We start from the raw sequence: 15567 nt of genomic DNA on the forward strand, positions 1-15567 counted from the left end.
TTTTAAGAGGAGGAATGAAGATGACAGCGGAAACGAAATTTCCAGTGACTCAGAATGACGTAGCAAGCTTCTCTAAAGATCGCCAAGAACCTCAGTGGCTGACAGACTTACGTGTTTCGTCTTTAGAGAAGGTGGAATCATTAGAATTACCGAAACCTGATAAAACCAATATTGCGAAGTGGAACTTCACACCTCACCAACTGGAAGCGAAGGTAGAAGCAGCAGGTAATATTGAAGGTTTATCTGACACAGTCAAGGGCCTTATTGGAGAAAATGTACAAACATTATTGGCACAAAATAATGGTGTTACCACTTTCCAAAAGGTAGATGCTTCTTTAACAGAAAAAGGGGTAATTTTCACAGATATTCAAACAGCAGTAAAAGAGCATAGTGACCTTGTACAAAAGTATTTTATGCAAGATGCTGTTTCTGCAAATGAACATAAATTAACAGCCCTTCATGCAGCTTTAATGAATGGCGGTACGTTTATCTATGTTCCTAAAAATGTGGAAGTAGATGTTCCTTTACAAGCTGTTTATACACAGGAAGGGAACTTCGGTTTATTTAATCATGTTCTTATCGTGGCGGAAGCCAATAGTTCAGTAACTTATATTGAAAACTATGTTACAGAAGGTACTCCTGTAGAAGCGGTTGCTAACATTATTGCAGAAGTTTATGTTGCAGATGGTGCTACTGTAAATTTCGGGGCAGTAGATAATCTATCTACTGAGGTAACGACCTATGTAAACCGTCGTGCCCATGTGCCAGGAAGAGATGCGAAAGTTTACTGGGCATTAGGACAAATGAATGATGGAAATACCGTATCAGAAAATACTACGTATCTAGTTGGAGAAGGATCTTATGGTGATACGAAAACTGTTGCCATTGGTCGTGGAAAGCAAGTTCAAAACTTTACAACAAATATAATCCATTTTGGAAAGAATTCCGATGGTCAAATATTAAAGCACGGTGTTATGAGAGATGAAGCTACTTCTATCTTTAACGGTGTGACTAAAATTGAGCATGGGGCTACGAAATCAAATGGAGAACAAACAGAACGTGTTCTTATGTTAAGTGAAAAAGCACGTGGGGATGCTAACCCTATTTTATTAATCGATGAAGATGATGTAACAGCAGGTCACGCTGCATCCGTTGGTAAAATAGATCCTCTTCAAATGTTCTATCTTATGAGCCGTGGAATCTCCCGTCACGAAGCAGAGCGTCTCATCATCCATGGATTCTTAGCACCTGTCGTTAATGAATTGCCTATAGAGTCCGTGAAAGAGCAACTGATAGAGGTTATAGAAAGGAAAGTAGACTAATGAACGCTAAAGAAGTCCGTGAAATGTTCCCGATTCTTAACCAAGAAGTAAATGGTCATCCTCTTGTGTACTTAGATAGTGCGGCAACTTCTCAAAAGCCTACTCCTGTTATTAAAGCACTGGATGATTATTATCGTCGATATAACTCTAACGTTCACCGAGGTGTTCATACTCTCGGTACGTTAGCGACGGATGGATACGAAGGCGCACGTGAGAAGGTTCGCTCTTTTATCAACGCAAGGAGCACAGAGGAAATTGTATTTACTCGTGGAACGACAACTGCAATTAATTTAGTTGCAACAAGCTACGGACGGGAAAATGTAGGTCCTGGGGATGAGATTGTCATAACACCAATGGAACATCACAGCAATATTATTCCTTGGCAACAGGTGGCAAAAGTGACAGGAGCTACATTGAAGTATCTTCCTTTACAACAGGACGGCACAATAAGCCTTCCGGATGTGGAGGAAACCATTACAGATAAAACAAAAATTGTTTCTGTAATGCAAGTTTCAAACGCCCTTGGTACGATCAACCCTATTAAGGAAATAGCAGCAATTGCCCATAAGAATGGTGCTATTATGGTAGTGGATGGAGCACAAAGTACTCCCCATATGAAAGTGGATGTCCAAGAATTAGACTGTGATTTCTTTGCTTTCTCTGGTCATAAAATGTGTGGTCCTACAGGAATTGGGGCACTCTATGGTAAGAAGAAGCTTTTAGAAAACATGGAACCCATTGAATTTGGTGGAGAAATGATTGACTTTGTTGGATTACAGGAATCCACCTGGAAAGAGCTGCCTTGGAAATTCGAAGGGGGTACTCCAATTATTGCTGGTGCCATCGGTTTAGGCGCTGCTATTGACTTCTTAAATGATATTGGCTTAGAAAACATTGAAGCCCATGAGCATAAAATAGTACAGTATGCCATGGAGCGCTTATCTGAAGTTGATGGTATAGAAATTTATGGACCAAAGGATCGTGCGGGACTTGTCACCTTCAACTGTGATGATGTTCATCCCCATGATGTTGCCACTGTTTTAGATGCAGAAGGGATCGCCGTTCGAGCTGGTCACCATTGTGCACAGCCATTAATGAAATGGTTGGATGTATCTGCAACAGCTAGGGCGAGCTTCTACCTTTATAATACAGAGGAAGACGTGGATGCTTTCGTAAAAGCATTAATAAAAACAAAGGAGTATTTCGGAAATGTCTTTGGGTAATCAACTAGACACATTGTATCGTCAAGTCATTATGGATCATTATAAGAATCCTCGAAATCGTGGAGAATTAGAAGGCGATTCATTAAATATCAATATGAATAACCCTACCTGTGGAGACCGAATCCAACTACAAATGAAAGTGGAAGATGGGAAAATTGCTGACGCTAAGTTTGTAGGAGAAGGCTGTTCCATTAGCTTGTCGTCTGCTTCCATGATGACACAGGCTATAAAAGGTTTGACTGTTGATGATGCATTGAAGCTTTCTGAAATATTTTCCGCGATTATGTTAGGGAAAGATTACGATGAAGATAAATTTGATTTAGGGGATATTGAAGCACTTCAAGGAGTTGCTAAGTTCCCAGCTCGAATCAAATGTGCAACATTAGCTTGGAAAGCAATGGAGAAGGGCTTAAACGAACAAGAAGAAGAATAATTATTATTTAAAAAGCAGTTTAACTTGGTTTTCACTATGTATGTGTTGTAAAATGAACATATAGAATCTTTAGTCATTTTAACTTCCCTTTATAGGTTTTGGCTGAAGGATAATGGTTGTTGAAAGCTAAGTCACGTGGATATAAATAAGGGAGGGTTTAACTATGGCAAAAAAAATGCCTGAGATCGGCGAATATCAATACGGTTTTTCCGATAAAGATGTCTCCATCTTCCGTTCCAAAAAGGGGTTAACGAAGGAGATCGTTGAGGAAATTTCCCGTATGAAAAATGAGCCACAATGGATGTTAGATTTCCGTTTGAAATCATTAGAACAATTTTATAAAATGCCTATGCCTCAATGGGGCGGCGACCTCTCAGAACTAAATTTCGATGATATTACGTATTACGTAAAGCCATCTGAGAAATCAGAGCGTTCATGGGATGAGGTTCCAGAGGAAATTAAAAATACGTTTGATAAGCTAGGAATTCCAGAAGCGGAGCAAAAGTATTTAGCAGGTGTTTCTGCTCAATACGAATCCGAGGTTGTTTATCACAACATGAAGGAAGATCTAGAAGAGCTTGGGATCGTCTTCAAAGACACAGATACTGCTCTTAAAGAAAATGAAGATATTTTTAGAGAGCACTTCGGAAAAGTAATCCCACCAACGGATAATAAATTTGCTGCATTAAACTCAGCGGTATGGTCAGGTGGATCGTTCATCTATGTTCCTAAGGGAGTAAAAGCAGAGCAACCATTACAAGCATACTTCCGAATTAACTCTGAAAACATGGGACAATTCGAGCGTACACTAATCATCGCGGATGAAGATAGCTCTGTACACTACGTTGAAGGCTGTACTGCACCTGTTTATACAACGAACTCTCTTCACAGTGCCGTTGTAGAAATCATTGTTAAAAAGAATGCTTACTGCCGTTATACGACTATCCAAAACTGGGCACCTAACGTATTTAACCTTGTTACAAAGCGTGCCGTTGCTGAAGAAAACGCAACAATGGAATGGGTTGACGGAAACATCGGTTCTAAGTTAACAATGAAGTATCCAGCCGTTGTTATGAAAGGTCGCGGAGCACGCGGTAATGTACTTTCTATTGCTATTGCTGGTAAAGGGCAGCACCAGGATGCTGGAGCAAAAATGACTCACTTAGCACCAGATTGTTCTTCAACAATCGTTTCTAAGTCAATCTCTAAGCACGGTGGTAAGGTAACTTATCGTGGTATTTGCCACTTTGGCCGCCGTTCTGAAGGGTCCAAAGCAAATATTGAGTGTGATACGCTCATTATGGATAATCAGTCCACTTCTGATACTATCCCATATAATGAGATCTTAAATAACAACATTACTCTTGAGCATGAGGCTACTGTATCTAAAGTATCTGAAGAGCAGTTGTTCTATCTCATGAGCCGTGGTATTTCTGAGCAAGAAGCTACAGAAATGATTGTTATGGGATTCATTGAGCCATTTACGAAGGAACTTCCAATGGAATATGCCGTTGAAATGAACCGTCTCATTAAATTTGAGATGGAAGGTTCCATCGGATAATACTATCAATACAGCGAATCCGCAATCGCGCGGGTTCGCATTTTTTTAATTCACAAAGTTGTTGGGGACCGGGTGTGTGACAATTTTGTGGTAGTGCTTTTATTTTGGAGGGGGGTCTTTTATGATTTGGGTAGGGTTGACAGGTTGGGGGGATCACGATTCGTTGTATGAAGGATCAAGGTCCACTTCTAATAAATTATCTACATATGCTTCCTACTTTCCGGTTGTAGAGGTAGACTCATCATTCTACGCTATTCCACCACGTCGTAATATTGAGAAATGGGTAGCCGAGACACCAGAGACCTTTCAGTTCATCGTCAAGGCTTATCAAGGTATTACTGGACATCAACGAGGGGGGATTCCATTTACTTCAAGGAAAGAGATGTTTGAGGCCTTCAAAGAATTCCTCGGGCCAATGGTGCAGGCAAATAAGCTTGCGATGGTATTATGTCAGTTTCCCCCTTGGTTTGATTGCCAAAAAAAGCATGTAGAATATGTTAGGTTATGCAGAGAACAGTTTCAGGATATGGACGTGGCATTAGAATTTAGAAACCGCTCCTGGTTTTCAGAGGATTATTACGACAACACCCTTACATACATGAAACAAGATCAATGGATTCATAGTATTTGTGATGAACCGCAAGCAGGAGAAAGGTCGATCCCTTTTGTACCTGTTGTAACCCATCCAGAAAAAACATTGTATCGTATGCATGGACGTAACGTTTATGGTTGGAATAAACCAGCTAATGGTGAAGAATGGCGTGATGTTCGGTACTTATACGACTATAGTGATGGGGAACTGGAGGAGTTAGGGAGAGAAGTAACGAAACTTTCGGGACAAACTAAAGAAAGCTTTGTTCTCTTTAATAATAATTCAGGGGGACATGCTGCAGCGAATGGAAAACGATTCGTCGAAATTTTAGGTATAAAGTATCGTGGACTAGCACCTAGACAACTGGGCCTATTTGATTGAAAATGGTAGCAGAATTAAATTTTTTGTCGTATTATGTTAAATTATAAGAGAATTCATACGGAAATCTTTCTCTGTTTCCCTCGAACCTCGAAACAATAGGGTGAAAATATGGAATGGTTTATACTTGGCATTCTAGGTTTAATTGCCGCAATTTTCGGCAGTATATTGGGATTAGGCGGGGGGATCATCATTGTTCCTACCCTTATGATTTTAAGTAATTATTCTGCTATTCTTAATGGGATTACTCCGCAAATAGCTGTGGGGACGTCTTTGATGGTGATGATTTTTACAGCATTATCGTCTACATTAGCCTATTTAAAACAGAAAACAGTGGATTATAAAAGTGCATTTATATTTTTCATTGGTAGTGGTCCAGGTGCTTTGTTTGGAGTATGGATGAATAAAGGTATACAGGTGGATGCTTTTCTTATTTTGTTTGGACTATTTATCATTCTCGTTTCTTTCATATTAATGGTAAGAAAACATATTAAACCATTGAGTCGTCATCCTTCTGGAATTAAACGTGAATATATTAATCCATCGGGAAAATCAATCCATTATGGGTATGAGCCTATTATTGCCATCCCCATCGCTTTTATAGTTGGAATATGTTCCGGATTATTTGGAATTGGTGGAGGCTCCCTCATGGTTCCAGCAATGATTATTCTGTTTGGGTTTCCCGCGCATATAGCGGTGGCAACCTCCATGCTAATGATCTTTCTATCATCTATCGTCAGCTCCATTTCTCATATATCTTTAGGAAATGTTGATTGGTTATATGCTTTAGCATTATTACCAGGTGCCTGGGTTGGTGGCCAAATGGGAGCAGCCATTAATCGGCGTATGACAAGTGATTCTATTGTAAATTTATTACGTTTTTTTTTAATAATCATCGGTATACGACTTATTTATCAAGGGTATACAGGATTATTTTAAATTAGGGTTGTTTTCAAAAAGATTTTTTTAAAGTCGAATATAATATGGCTTGGATGCGCTCCAGGCGTATGCTTTCCGCGGGCAACGCTTCAGCCTCCTCGGGAAAATCACCCTGTGGGGTCTTCAGCCGTTGCTTTTCCCGCTGGAGTCGACGCCTTCCGCTTCTTCAAGCTATTCAAAAAAAAAGTAACAATGTTTACGAAAACAGCCTAAATTAGATTGGTGGTGGGGCGATTGTCAAAAAAGAGACTCCGGATATTACATACAAATGACTTGCATAGTCAATTAGAGAATTGGCCTTCCGTTACTGCTTGGTTAAAAAGACGGAGATCAGAAGCTATTGCGAATGGTGAAAGTGTCCTCCTCTTTGACATAGGTGACCATGCAGACAGGGTACATCCTATGACGGAGGGGTTAATGGGTAAAGGGAATGTTATTTTATTGAATGAAATGAAATACGATGCAATTACTATTGGAAATAATGAAGGCATTACATTTTCAAGGGATGACTTAAATAGTATGTATGAAAATAAAAATTTTCCTGTAGTAGTTTGCAATCTTTTTGATGAGTCTGGCAGTATTCCTCCATGGGCTGTTCCTTATGAAATTCTTACGACAGACAATGGTATTCGTGTTGGGATAACGGGTGCCACTGTTCCGTTTAAAATGTTTTATAAAACATTAGGGTGGGATATAAAGGACCCTTTTGACTTACTAAAAGAAGTAGTAGATAAGCTTAAACCAGAAGTAGATATTTTAATTTGTCTTTCTCATCTTGGGTTATTTGAGGATGAACGCCTTGCGGAAGAGATACCATGTTTCGACTACATATTGGGTGCCCATACACACCATGTGTTACACGAAGGGAAAAAAATAAATAATACTTGGATTAATCAAGCAGGCAGATCAGGGAAATACGCTGGTGAAATTGCTCTTACACTAACGGAGACGAATGGTAAATTAAGCTTAAATACAGAATACGTTGAATCTGTTCTCTTAGACTTATTAGAAAAGGATAAGGAAACAGAAGATACGATAAAGAAATTAACTCAAAAAGGGGAAAGGGAGCTTTCCAGCTCAGAAGTTGTATATTTAAATGATCCAATGGAAGTAAGCTGGTACAATAGCACGCCATTAATTGAGCTTCTAGCTCAAGGGTTAAGGGAATGGTGTGAAGCAGACATTGGTATGGTGAATGCTGGGGTACTTCTTGATAACTTACCCACGGGAAAGGTGACATTTAAGGATGTCCACCGTATTTGCCCCCACCCTATTAATCCAGCAGCCGTAATGATTTCAGGAGAAGGTCTTTTAGAAATTATTAGGCAGGCACAGAAAAAAGAAATGGTGGAATTCCCATTAAAGGGGTTTGGATTTAGAGGTAAAATCCTTGGAGAAATGATATTTAGTGGTCTAGATATATCGAATAATGCCTCTTACATACAGGACAAGGATGTTTTTATTCACGGAGAATCGTTAGATAAAAATCGTTCTTATAAGCTTGCAACTGTAGATATGTTTACCTTAGGAAAAATCTATCCAGCCATCAGTAGTATAAAGGAAAAAACATATTTTATGCCTGAAATGCTAAGGGACATATTAGCTTGGAAACTCCGAAACCTAGTGACTTAAGTGGTTTGAGGTGTTATAACCTACAGGAAGTAGGACACTCACACATCTGCCATTTCCTTCATAGGCTATGGAAGTAACAAACTTCTATAATCTTGAAATGAGGTGGAGCAAATGGTAGAAGTTACGCCTATGTATATTGAAGGGAAACCATTTACAGCAGTATCAGTGGTACTTCCTAAAACATATTTATTAGTTGTTACAAATGACCGAGGTTATATTATGTGCGGTGCTCTAGATGTTGGCTTATTAAACGCTAAGCTTAAGGATCGAAAAATAATTGCAGGCCGCGCAGTAGGAGTAAAAACAATACAAGAATTAATAGATGCACCATTAGAGTCTGTCACCTTAGAAGCGGAGAATTTAGGAATATACAAAGGAATGACAGGAAAAGAAGCATTGTTAAAAATGTCGAATTAGATATAAAGGGTAGCTATACTTTCTGATTTAACTGAAAGCGATGGTAAAGTCGTTGCAACCCCTTAAAAGCCTTTTATGTTTTTTTCCATAAAAGGCATGCGACGAACAAGCCATCGCCATCTTTTAACTGTAAGTTCTTATTTATTAAATGGACTAATGGGCAAGCCAGAGAAATCACTGGAAGTCATTAAAAGGATGGGATAATAGGATGAGGATAAAATCGATATACTCATTGCAAGAGCAAGATCAATTGGCAAAGGCTATTTACAACGAGAATGGACAACCTCTTTTAAATCATGGTGTGTATTTAACTACTAATATGATATCCCGACTTAAAGAAAAAGGTGTTTCTTTCGTATATGTTGAAGATGACCAGACAAATGATATTTTTGTTGATGATGTCATAAAAGACTCCACTCGTCGGAAGTCCTTGCAGATGATCAAAGAGAATTTTCAAACGATTTCTAAGCAAATGGAATTAGGAAAGTCCATTGATATGGACAAGCTCAGCCCATCCTTTTCATCCATCGTAAAAAGTATTCTTTCAGATATTAGCAGTCATAAAGAGGCAGTTTCCATGCTTTCTGATGTTTATTGCTATGATTCCTATATTTTCCATCATTCGTTAAATGTTACTGTCTATTCCTTAGCCCTTGGAAAGAAAATGGGCCTTACTAATCGCCAGTTAGAAGAACTAGGTCTAGGAGCAATTCTCCATGATATTGGGAAAATTGCTGTTCCTATAGAAATTCTGAACAAACAGGAAGCCTTGACCGATGAAGAATTTCAGTTAATTAAAGAACATTCAACAATCGGCTTTGATATATTAAGAAAATCGCATACCATTTCCTTATTAACCGCCCATTGTGCCTATCAACACCACGAAAGGTTAGATGGATCAGGGTATCCAAGGGGATTAATGGGGAAAGATATTCATTTATATGGAAAGTTAATCGGAATAGCCGATGTGTTTGATGCAGTAACGGCAAACCGAGTTTATCGAAAAGCAAGATTGCCACATGAAGCCTTAGAAATCTTATTTGCTGGGGCAAACACGCTGTTTGATAAGGACATGGTGGAAATGTTTGCAAAGACTGTGGCGATTTATCCTGTAGGCTTAGAGGTTAAATTAAGTGATGGTAGAATGGGGATTGTCTCAAGGCAAAATGGAGTACTAACATCAAGACCCGTTATTCGTATACTTAAAGAGAATAAACATCCAGTTGAAGCCTATGAAGTGGACTTAATGAAACAACTAGATGTAACCATTACATCCTGCGAAACAGCACTATCACAAGAAGCACAAGTATCTTAGTTAAAGGGCATTTCGTATACAATATTTTTTTCAGGACGGTGACATTACGCCGTTGCCCATAGGACGTGGTCTGCCTTTAGGCGTGATTGGTCCGACTGTAACGGATTCGAGTGATGAACAAAAACAATTTACGTTTAAGATCTAAATCATGAAGGGGGAAAGGTGATTATGCAGCAATATTTAGATTTATGTCAGCATATTTTAGACAATGGAACAGAAAAAGAAGACAGAACAGGTACAGGGACAATCAGTACTTTCGGTTATCAAATGCGCTTTAACTTAAATGAAGGATTCCCTGTTGTCACCACCAAAAAATTAGCACTAAGGGCAATTATCCACGAGTTGTTGTGGTTTATTAAAGGTGATACAAATATTCGTTATTTACAAGAAAATAACGTAAGAATTTGGAATGAATGGGCAGATGAGAACGGTGACTTGGGGCCTGTGTATGGAAAACAGTGGAGGTCTTGGCCTAAACCTAATGGAGAATCTATTGATCAGCTAAGGGAGGTAATCGAGCAAATAAAGACAAACCCCGATTCAAGAAGGCTTGTTGTAAGTGCGTGGAATGTAGCGGACTTGGAAAAAATGGCTTTAGCACCTTGCCATTGTTTATTTCAATTTTACGTAGCCAATGGGAAGTTATCCTGCCAACTGTATCAGAGGAGTGCAGACGTATTCCTTGGAGTACCGTTTAATATCGCCTCCTATGCACTTTTAACGATGATGATTGCACAAGAGTGTGAGCTAGAATACGGTGACTTTGTTCATACCTTTGGGGATGTACATATTTATAAAAATCACATAGAACAGGTTCGCCTGCAATTAACAAGAGACCCTCGTCCTCTACCAACCATGAAGTTAAATCCTAGTATAAAGAAGGTAGAAGACTTCACCATAGATGATTTCGAGCTAGTAGGCTATGATCCACATCCTCCGATTAAAGGGGAAGTTTCTGTATGATTTCTATGATTGCAGCTATGGGGAATAATAATGTTATTGGTAAAGATGGAGATATGCCTTGGCATCTTCCTAATGATCTTAAGTATTTTAAAAAGGTAACAACAGGACATCCAGTTTTAATGGGAAGAAAAACCTTTGAGTCTATTGGAAAACCGCTACCTAATAGAAAAAATTATGTTCTAACGAGAAATAAAGCTTTTGCTCCTGAAGGGGTAGAAGTACTACATTCTATCGGTGAAGTAAGACCTTTGTTGGATTCAGAGGAGGAGTTTTTTGTTATTGGAGGCGCCCATCTATATAACGACCTTCTTCCGTTAGCAGATCGTCTCTATATTACACATATTAAAGAAGATTTTACCGGGGATACTTTTTTTCCAGAAATAGAACAAAGTGAGTGGAAGGTAATATCATCGGAGGATGGGCAAGTTGATGAGAAAAATATTTATGCCCATACCTTTGTAGTATATGAAAGAAAATAAAAACAAAAAATTACAAGCATAGGTTTGAAATTTTTTATTCCTTCATGAAATAAGCTGTCCCTTTTTGCATATGTATTAGCAGAAAGGGGGTAGTACAGTTATATGAAAACATTCCGAACCATACGTCCCCGTAAAAGAAAGGGTCCGTTGCCCTTTCGTTACGTATTCTTAATTTCGCTACTCATTTTTACTTTTTTAACCGTACAAGGACTTATACTAGTAGAGAAGGGGATTAGGCCGGCACTAATGACTATAGCACAAACAGAAACACAGCGTATTGGTACGCTAGCCATTAATGATGCCATTTCCAAAAGAATTCTTGAAGATTTAGGATTAGAAGATTTAGTTCAAATTGAAAGAGACAACAATGGTAATGTATCTATCGTACAGTTCAATCATGTTACCTATAACCGGGTAATGGTAGAGACGGTCAAAAGGGTACAAAATTACTTAAACGATATAGAACATGGTAAAGTAAGGGATATACACCTCCCTTCTGAAGTAGATGTGGATATGGAGGGAGCGGCATTCTCAGAGGACGGCATCATTCATATGATTCCATTGGGGCAAGCAACTAACAATGCCTTATTAGCCCATTTAGGACCGAGAGTGCCTGTAAGGTTATCGGCAATCGGTGATGTAAAGGCAAATTTCGGACAGGATGTAATTAGCACTGGAATTAATAATACCGTAATTAGCTTGACCATTGATATTGAAGTAGATGTTAGGGTAGTTATTCCATTTGCCACGGATGATGCAGTTATTAAAACATCTATCCCTGTAGGTCAGGTGTTTGTACCTGGGGAAGTACCGGAATTCTATAGTGCTGGTGGAGACGGAATGTCTGCTGCAATCATTCAAACACCAGAAGAAGGTTCGCAGGAAACTGGTACTACGGAAACAGCTGAACTTGAAATAGAGAGTTCTTCAAATAATTAGACTGAATCATAGGGAATAACTATTTTGTTTTAACGTTTCAAAGGGTAAAAACATTACATTGTGATAATCTTAAAGTTTTACAAAAAAAGTTTTGACTAGTGTATATTTAACATTTATTCACAGTTTTCACGGTAGATAATCTCTCCGTGAAGACTGTGAATAAGCATTGCTTATTTCTTAAATTGTAAAATATATTCAATTTGTATAGAATATTTAGAAAATACTTTGACAAAGAGTTAATAGGAAACTTATAATATAAAAAAATGCAGCCAAAATTTACTAGAAATAGATGGCTATAGGAAGAAAGGTGGTTAATAGAAAAAGTTTTTTACAATATTAAAAGTCTGAAAATAATAAAATTTCTAGCTGATTAAGGAAGTAAGAAAGGAGTAGTTTTATGGGGCGCGAACAATGGGCATCGAAAATGGGTTTTATATTGGCCGCAGTTGGTTCGGCTGTAGGTTTAGGTAACATTTGGCGTTTTTCCTATGTTACTGGAGAAAGTGGAGGGGCAGCATTTTTAATTATTTATGTACTGTGTATTTTTCTTGTTGGTTTGCCAGTGCTATTAGCTGAATTCTCCGTTGGTAGAAGAGGACAGTCCGATGTTATTGGTTCCTATAGTAAGGTTGCACCAGGAAAGCCTTGGGTAATTGGTGGTATTTTAGGGGTATTAACATCGTTCTTAATTCTATCCTTTTATGGGGTAATTGCAGGATGGGTATTATTTTATTTCTTTAGTTATTTAACTGGATCAGCACAGGCAGTAGCTGGCGGAGAATATGCTGATTATTTCATCGGTTTTATTGGTGGATCCGTCGGTCCAGTAGTATGGCAAATTATTTTCATGGCCTTTGTTATTGCCATCGTTTTCTTTGGAATTAAAAAAGGAATTGAATTGTCTAACAAAATATTCATGCCTTTATTAGCCCTGATTATTCTTGTATTGGCAGGATACGCGTTAACTTTAGACGGTGCAGGAGAAGGGTTGGCATTCTTATTCAGTCCTGACTGGAGTGCATTCACTAACCCGACTGTATATGCTGCAGCAGTAGGGCAAGCATTTTTCACATTGTCATTAGGAATGGGTGCTATGATTGCTTATAGTAGTTACCTTCCTAAAGAAACACATCTGCCTAGCGCAGCGGGAACAGTAGTTACTTTAGACACACTTTTTGCAATTGTAGCAGGAATTATGATTTTCCCTGTAGTATTTACTTTTGGTTTAGCACCAGATGCCGGTCCAGGATTAATATTTATTACACTTCCAGAGGTCTTTAATGATATGGGTGGAGCAGGAACTTTCTTTGCCATATTATTCTTTTTCCTAATATCTATTGCGGCTCTGTCATCTGCTATTTCATTACTCGAAGTAAGTGTATCCTACGTAATGCGCCAATTTACTTGGAGTCGTAGAAAAGCTACTTTAGTAGCAGGTGTATTAGTTACATTATTTGGAATTCCTTCTGCATTGAGCCAATATGGTCCTTTGTATGAGTTCCAGATCTTTGGTTTGCCATTCCTTGATTTAGTAGATACCATTACAGACAAATTTACTCTACCTTTAGCTGGTATGATTGTTGCATTGTTTGTAGGTTGGGGATGGAAGAAAATTGATGCTCTAAATGAGACAGGACTTACTGACTCTCCAATTGGGACATTATGGCTATGGTTTATTCGTATAGTAGCTCCATTAGGAATACTTTGGATCCTCGTGCTAAATATTATTGATATATTTTTTAGCTAATTAATAAAGAAGGCTCTTTTTCGTAAAATTTGTTGCTATTTGAGATGAGCTTGGAGTAGCGAAAGGCGGCGACTCCAGCGACGAGCGTGGCTTCATGAAATAGCTCCGAGTTGTCTCGACGCATGCGCTACGAAGCCATGCTTGTAGAGGAAGAGACAGGATTAACGGCTGAGGTATTGCCCGCGGGAGCCAGGATGGCGACATTATGCCTGTAGCGTATCCAAGTAAAAAATATTGCTTAAAACAACATGATCTTGTGCGACGAGTAATCGCAGGAGCAATCTATGTGAAAAAAGCTATAAAGAAAGAAGAGGCCGGGACATAAAAAGTGTTTAAATGAAAATACGAACAATGCAATGCCTTAGCGAAGTATATTTCCGAAGCGGGTAGATTGCACCTACATCTAGTTTGTTCGGATTTCTTATTAGTAAAAATACTTTTGTCCCAGCCTCTTCTTTTATTTAAGTAAAGTTAATTATTTTTCTTTTGTCTGTCCAATTGCTCCCATCTTCTTAAACTTGGGTAAGGATCAAAGGACCATTCAATGAAGCCATTATCTCTGTACATACCATAATGTAAATGTGGCGGGAATTTCCCTTGAGTACCAGGTTTTCCGTAACCTGAACTTCCTACGTAGCCAATAACTTGACCTGGTTCTACAATCGTTCCCCTTTCAATACCGTCCTCAAAACGACTTAAGTGGGCATAGTAATGGTACACATTGTGAATATCACGAATTCCTACACGCCATCCCCCATATTTATTCCAACCTTTTAACTCAACGATACCGTAGCTGGTGGATTTGACAGGAGTACCGTAGTCAGCAAAAATGTCCGTTCCTTCATGAATTCTTCGGCCTCCCCAACCTCGACCATCCCCCCATGTACTGCGGTAACTGTAATTATAATGTAAGGGAACTGCAAATGAGTTTTCACGTAGATTTAATGTCTGAAATTTTTTATATACCTTTGCGTGTCCAGTAATTAATTCTACTGCCTTGTCCCTTTGGTAATAATCCCAAAGACCAATTCGAATGTCTTCCTCGTTTCGTCCAAAGCCAGCTAGGTGCTGTGCGAAGGTATACAAAACATCCTCATCATCATTTATATCTGCTTTCCCATCCCCATTACCATCGAGACCAACTCCTCCAAAAAGGGAGATGGATACTGCATTATTGTCATCCTTATTCGGGTTTAGCTCCCCAGCCCATTCTTCATTTGTATAATGGATGGCGATAAATCCCTCTTCCTCCGGTAAATCATTTCGTGCTCGCCTTAGACCCCTTTCATAGCTGTCCACTGCGGCAAAGTAGTACCAAGGGATTTGTGATGTTGCCTCTGCCTTTAAATACAAGGCCATCCGTTCCTTATAAATATCTTCCGATGACAAATCTGCTTTTTTATCAGCAGCAGAAAAATAGATGGGAAGGATGAACAGAAGAGGAATTAGTAAAAGGAATATCTTCGTGTAATTTCTCATTGGAATGACTTCTCCTTTCATACTTCATCCATGCCTTAGTGTACGGTAAATCCCCTGTAATCCATTCCGACAAATTTTGGTAATAGTGATGTTACCTTATGTTTCTAGGTTAGAACCTTTGAGATTTCTTCATTTTCATGGTAAAGTA

Annotated in this window: 14 protein-coding genes; 13 read left to right on the forward strand and 1 reads right to left on the reverse strand. The window is 38.8% G+C overall.

Annotated features, from left to right (window positions below; translation table 11 throughout):
- The first annotated feature begins 20 nt into the window (after positions 1 to 20).
- The 13 genes from sufD (at position 21) to J2S74_RS24855 (ending at position 13940) form a co-directional block, all read left to right on the forward strand.
- Positions 21 to 1322, forward strand: coding sequence for a Fe-S cluster assembly protein SufD (sufD, locus tag J2S74_RS24795; protein WP_307331621.1), 1302 nt, complete (start codon positions 21 to 23; stop codon positions 1320 to 1322).
- Entirely contained in the window at positions 1322 to 2545 is a 1224-nt protein-coding gene (locus tag J2S74_RS24800) for a cysteine desulfurase (protein WP_307331624.1), read from the forward strand. The genes sufD and J2S74_RS24800 overlap by 1 nt, the downstream gene beginning before the upstream one ends.
- Complete coding sequence (gene sufU / locus J2S74_RS24805) at positions 2532 to 2978, forward strand: Fe-S cluster assembly sulfur transfer protein SufU (RefSeq protein WP_307331627.1); 447 nt, start codon at positions 2532 to 2534, stop codon at positions 2976 to 2978. Before J2S74_RS24800 ends, sufU begins: the two co-directional genes overlap by 14 nt.
- 163 nt (positions 2979 to 3141) lie before the next feature.
- Entirely contained in the window at positions 3142 to 4539 is a 1398-nt protein-coding gene (gene sufB, locus J2S74_RS24810) for a Fe-S cluster assembly protein SufB (protein ID WP_307331629.1), read from the forward strand.
- Between the two features lie 121 nt (positions 4540 to 4660).
- Entirely contained in the window at positions 4661 to 5512 is an 852-nt protein-coding gene (locus J2S74_RS24815; protein WP_307331631.1) for a DUF72 domain-containing protein, read from the forward strand.
- A 108-nt stretch (positions 5513 to 5620) separates the two neighbouring features.
- Positions 5621 to 6448, forward strand: coding sequence for a sulfite exporter TauE/SafE family protein (locus tag J2S74_RS24820; RefSeq protein WP_307331634.1), 828 nt, complete (start codon positions 5621 to 5623; stop codon positions 6446 to 6448).
- Positions 6449 to 6673: 225 nt separating this feature from the next.
- Positions 6674 to 8080 carry a bifunctional metallophosphatase/5'-nucleotidase gene (locus J2S74_RS24825; protein WP_442345771.1) on the forward strand — a complete coding sequence of 469 codons (1407 nt, stop codon included), beginning with the start codon at positions 6674 to 6676 and terminating at the stop codon, positions 8078 to 8080.
- Positions 8081 to 8191: 111 nt separating this feature from the next.
- Positions 8192 to 8497, forward strand: coding sequence for a YunC family protein (locus tag J2S74_RS24830; RefSeq protein ID WP_307331640.1), 306 nt, complete (start codon positions 8192 to 8194; stop codon positions 8495 to 8497).
- A gap of 208 nt (positions 8498 to 8705) precedes the next feature.
- The gene (locus J2S74_RS24835) at positions 8706 to 9812 is read left to right on the forward strand and encodes an HD-GYP domain-containing protein (protein ID WP_307331643.1); all 1107 of its coding nucleotides are present in this window, start codon (positions 8706 to 8708) and stop codon (positions 9810 to 9812) included.
- A 168-nt stretch (positions 9813 to 9980) separates the two neighbouring features.
- On the forward strand, positions 9981 to 10775 hold the full coding sequence (locus tag J2S74_RS24840; RefSeq protein ID WP_307331645.1) for a thymidylate synthase: 795 nt from the start codon (positions 9981 to 9983) through the stop codon (positions 10773 to 10775).
- A complete protein-coding gene (locus J2S74_RS24845) occupies positions 10772 to 11254 on the forward strand; it encodes a dihydrofolate reductase (RefSeq protein WP_307331648.1) in 483 nt (160 codons plus the stop codon). Before J2S74_RS24840 ends, J2S74_RS24845 begins: the two co-directional genes overlap by 4 nt.
- A 102-nt stretch (positions 11255 to 11356) precedes the next feature.
- Positions 11357 to 12193 (forward strand): sporulation protein YunB, encoded by an 837-nt coding sequence (yunB, locus tag J2S74_RS24850; RefSeq protein WP_307331651.1) that lies wholly within the window; start codon positions 11357 to 11359, stop codon positions 12191 to 12193.
- 397 nt (positions 12194 to 12590) lie between these two features.
- A complete protein-coding gene (locus J2S74_RS24855) occupies positions 12591 to 13940 on the forward strand; it encodes a sodium-dependent transporter (RefSeq protein WP_307331654.1) in 1350 nt (449 codons plus the stop codon).
- Between the two features lie 471 nt (positions 13941 to 14411).
- Here the strand turns inward: J2S74_RS24855 and J2S74_RS24860 are convergent, their stop codons facing one another.
- A complete protein-coding gene (locus tag J2S74_RS24860; RefSeq protein WP_307331657.1) occupies positions 14412 to 15419 on the reverse strand; it encodes a M23 family metallopeptidase in 1008 nt (335 codons plus the stop codon).
- Positions 15420 to 15567: the final 148 nt, after the last annotated feature.

This window comes from Evansella vedderi, from assembly GCF_030813435.1.
In the GTDB taxonomy this organism is placed as follows: Bacteria; Bacillota; Bacilli; order Bacillales; family Salisediminibacteriaceae; genus Evansella; species Evansella vedderi.

Coding starts and splice junctions, on each gene's coding strand:
- J2S74_RS24830 (WP_307331640.1), top strand. CDS start 8,192: ATGGTAGAAGTTACGCCTATGTATATTGAAGGGAAACCATTTACAGCA.
- J2S74_RS24860 (WP_307331657.1), bottom strand. CDS start 15,419: ATGAGAAATTACACGAAGATATTCCTTTTACTAATTCCTCTTCTGTTC.
- J2S74_RS24845 (WP_307331648.1), top strand. CDS start 10,772: ATGATTTCTATGATTGCAGCTATGGGGAATAATAATGTTATTGGTAAA.
- J2S74_RS24820 (WP_307331634.1), top strand. CDS start 5,621: ATGGAATGGTTTATACTTGGCATTCTAGGTTTAATTGCCGCAATTTTC.
- sufU (WP_307331627.1), top strand. CDS start 2,532: ATGTCTTTGGGTAATCAACTAGACACATTGTATCGTCAAGTCATTATG.
- J2S74_RS24840 (WP_307331645.1), top strand. CDS start 9,981: ATGCAGCAATATTTAGATTTATGTCAGCATATTTTAGACAATGGAACA.
- sufD (WP_307331621.1), top strand. CDS start 21: ATGACAGCGGAAACGAAATTTCCAGTGACTCAGAATGACGTAGCAAGC.
- J2S74_RS24815 (WP_307331631.1), top strand. CDS start 4,661: ATGATTTGGGTAGGGTTGACAGGTTGGGGGGATCACGATTCGTTGTAT.
- sufB (WP_307331629.1), top strand. CDS start 3,142: ATGGCAAAAAAAATGCCTGAGATCGGCGAATATCAATACGGTTTTTCC.
- yunB (WP_307331651.1), top strand. CDS start 11,357: ATGAAAACATTCCGAACCATACGTCCCCGTAAAAGAAAGGGTCCGTTG.
- J2S74_RS24800 (WP_307331624.1), top strand. CDS start 1,322: ATGAACGCTAAAGAAGTCCGTGAAATGTTCCCGATTCTTAACCAAGAA.
- J2S74_RS24855 (WP_307331654.1), top strand. CDS start 12,591: ATGGGGCGCGAACAATGGGCATCGAAAATGGGTTTTATATTGGCCGCA.
- J2S74_RS24835 (WP_307331643.1), top strand. CDS start 8,706: ATGAGGATAAAATCGATATACTCATTGCAAGAGCAAGATCAATTGGCA.